At 61.5% G+C, this 3,008-nt stretch carries 4 protein-coding genes and 1 pseudogene; 3 read left to right on the top strand and 2 right to left on the bottom strand.

Annotated features, from left to right (window positions below; all coding sequences use genetic code 11):
- Positions 1–170 precede the first annotated feature (170 nt).
- Positions 171–632 carry a hypothetical protein gene (locus EN969_RS24370; protein ID WP_245441289.1) on the bottom strand — a complete coding sequence of 154 codons (462 nt, stop codon included), beginning with the start codon at positions 630–632 and terminating at the stop codon, positions 171–173.
- Positions 633–694: 62 nt separating this feature from the next.
- Entirely contained in the window at positions 695–1,183 is a 489-nt protein-coding gene (locus EN969_RS24365; RefSeq protein ID WP_013531273.1) for an Hsp20 family protein, read from the bottom strand.
- A 223-nt stretch (positions 1,184–1,406) separates the two neighbouring features.
- Between EN969_RS24365 and EN969_RS24360 the strand changes: the two genes are divergently transcribed.
- The 3 genes and pseudogenes from EN969_RS24360 to EN969_RS24350 all read left to right on the top strand — a co-directional run.
- The gene (locus EN969_RS24360; RefSeq protein WP_024503833.1) at positions 1,407–1,838 is read left to right on the top strand and encodes a cupin domain-containing protein; all 432 of its coding nucleotides are present in this window, start codon (positions 1,407–1,409) and stop codon (positions 1,836–1,838) included.
- Positions 1,839–1,923: 85 nt separating this feature from the next.
- The gene (locus EN969_RS24355) at positions 1,924–2,694 is read left to right on the top strand and encodes a copper homeostasis protein CutC (RefSeq protein WP_063168153.1); all 771 of its coding nucleotides are present in this window, start codon (positions 1,924–1,926) and stop codon (positions 2,692–2,694) included.
- Positions 2,691–3,008, top strand: a pseudogene (locus EN969_RS24350) (GNAT family N-acetyltransferase); the annotation flags it as partial. The gene EN969_RS24355 and the pseudogene EN969_RS24350, both read left to right, overlap by 4 nt.

The following is a 3,008-nucleotide window of genomic DNA, read 5'->3' as shown; positions in this document are numbered from 1 at the left end:
AAACCGCACCCCGCCGCTCCCTTGGCCACTCGTCAAAGAAGTCGAACGCATCGTCGAGGCACCCTATTTCTTGAATGAACTCGCCATTCTTGACAAGAACCGGTCGGTCGAACGTCCTGTAACTCATGTGATCCTCCATTCCGCACGTGGGTTGTTGTTGGTTCGGGTCATCATGCGATTGCATGCTCCGGCTCGGCCAACATGCCGCCGCCTCCACGCCCGGGCGGCACCGTTGCAAAGGCCGGGATTGGCGGCGGATCATCATCGTCATCTCGCCAGGGGCGCCGCATCCAACCGAGCCGGCTCTTCTTGCGGCGCCGGTCGAAAGACAGGCTGACGGTTCCCGACTCCTTTGAAACACGCGGTTCCCGCCCGGTTTCGTCCAGAAGGCGGAGTGCGCGAAGTATGTCGCTGACTTCCACGATGGCGCCGTTGTCCAATTGCCGCAACGCGGGATTGTCAGGAACCGCATGAACGTCGGAAGCCCAGAAAGCGAGCAAAGCCCGCTTTGCACCGATCGTCATCGTCTCCTCGTTCAGCACATCATCTGGCGTCCGCAATCCGGCGGATTCCGCGGCAAGATTTTTCGGTTCAGGTTGGTGAAAACTGTAAGTTCCGGTTCTCATCTCCATTCTCCGCGATCTGTGCCTCCCGGCCGAACCGGGAGGCGGACCGTAGATTTAGGTCCAGGGAATCAGGCGACCTCGCGTTGAGGCTCCGCATCCGAGTCGATCAACTGCTTCTTGCCGGGTTGCTCGAGCGAAACCGCTTTGGCTTCGGACCCTATCTCAATGCGCCGAGGCTTGAGTTCCTCGGGCACTTCGCGGACCAGGTCCACTGACAGCAAGCCATTCTCGAGGTTGGCCGCCTTGACCTTTACGTGGTCGGCAAGTTTGAACACCTGCTTGAAGTTGCCCGTCGCCAAGCCGCGATGAAGGACCTCCCGATTTTCCTGGTCGGGTTTCCTTTGGCCGACGACAGACAATTCGGGGCCGTTCTGCATGAGTTCGACCTCATCGAGAGCGAAGCCGGCGATAGCCATCGTAATGCGATAGTCGTTCTCGCCGGTCTTCTCGATATTGTAGGGAGGCCAGTCGGAGCGTACGCTTTTTTCGAGCATATCGAAGAGACGGTCGAAGCCGACCGTTGTGCGGTAAAGAGGGGTATAATCAGAGCTTCTCATAGCCATATCCTCCGTGAAGCAACATGGATTACGAGGCTGTCGCAGCGTCGCTGCGACGCCAGTATGTCGAGCCGAAGCCTCGACGGAAAACGATCTGGTAATCGTGTTTTTTTCCTTCAAGAGGGCGACAAAAATATTTTTGGCCGGCAGGCAGGTGCCCAAGGCGCTGCCTTGCGTGCTGGTGGCCACTGCGCGATGTTGACGCCAGGGGTGGATGCGAATCATGCGAAAAATTTTGATGTCAGGACTGCTGCTCGCGGCAGCCTTTTCCGCGAACCCGGCCCACGCGCTGGACAGCAGCGGCACGCCTGTCGTCGTGACCCCTCTTGCGTCGCGCACGACGACCGCGTCCGGCCAACCGATCACGCTGCCGCAGAAGAACGTGCAGGTGCTGGTCTCGACCTACGACATCGCGCCGGGCGCGACCTTGCCGGTCCACAGGCACCCTTTCCCGCGCTATGCCTATGTCCAGGCCGGCACGCTGAAGGTCACCAATGTCGAGACCGGCGACAGCAACACCTACAAGGCCGGCGATTTCATCATCGAAATGATCGGCCAGTGGCATCAGGCCACCAATATCGGTGATATCGAGGTGAAGCTTCTGGTGATCGATCAGGTCGAGCAAGGCGCCAAGAACACGGAATTGCGCCAATAACCGCGAAGTCCGTGCCCGGCGCGAAAGTCTGTTCGCGCTTTCGCAGCAACCGGCGCGGTGGTAGGGCTGGCCGGGAAATCATGGAATGGATCGCCCCTTGACCAAAGCTCTCCGCCTGCCGCTGATCGAAATCTGTGTCGAAGGCATTGACGGCCTTCTCGCGGCGCAAGCCGCCGGCGCCGACCGGATCGAACTGTGCGCCAGCCTCGTCGAAGGCGGCATCACGCCAAGCCTCGGCACGATCCGCGCCGCCATCGAGCAGGCAAACGTGCCGTTTCACGTCATGGTGCGGCCGCGCGGCGGCGATTTTCTCTACAGTGCGACGGAATATGCCTCGATGCTGGCAGATGTCTCGGCACTGCGCGAACTCGGCGTGCCCGGCGTGGTGTTTGGCTGCCTGAACGCCGATGGCACCATGGACGAGGCGCGCATGAGCGAACTGACGCAGGCCGCCGGCCCCTTGAACGTCACCTGCCATCGCGCCTTCGACATGACGCGCGAGCCGGCCGAGGCGCTCGAATCGCTGATCCGCAGCAAGGTCGGCCGCGTGCTGACCAGCGGCCAGCGTGACACTGCCATCGAAGGCTTGCCGCTGTTGGCGGATCTGGTGCGGCAGGCCGGCGACCGCATCGTCATCCTCGGCTGCGGCGGACTGGATTTGCACAACATTGCCGAAGTGCGCAGCAGAACCGGCCTGTCCGAAATGCATTTTGCCGCCCTCAAGGATGTGCCGAGTGCCATGGACTACCGCAATCCCCATGTCGGCATGGGTGGTTCCGATCTCGATCGCGAGTACCGCAACACGCTGACCGACACAGCGCTGGTGGCGGCAACGATCGCGGCAGCCAAGGCATGACCTCGAGCCCTGCCCCGATAGCCCGTGTATCGGCCCAAGACGAAGCGGCGATCCTGGCGCTCAACAACGAGCATGCCGCCGAACTGTCGTGGCTGGAGGCTGAGCGGCTGTCCTTCCTGCTTGGCGAAGCATTTTACACCAGGCGCATCGGCGATCTCGAAGCCTTCATCATGACCTTCGACCAGGATGCCCGCTACGACAGCCCGAATTTCCTGTGGTTCCGCGAGCGCTATGAGCGCTTCGTCTATGTCGACCGGGTCGTCGTGGCGGCGCACGCACGCGGCCGCGGCCACGCCCGCCGGCTCTATCAGGAC

Origin of the sequence: Mesorhizobium sp. M7A.F.Ca.CA.003.01.2.1, from assembly GCF_003998945.1 — a bacterium.
Lineage (GTDB): Bacteria > Pseudomonadota > Alphaproteobacteria > Rhizobiales > Rhizobiaceae > Mesorhizobium > Mesorhizobium ciceri.
The sequence above is the reverse complement of the archived record's forward strand: the minus strand, read 5'-3'. Positions and strand labels throughout refer to the sequence as shown.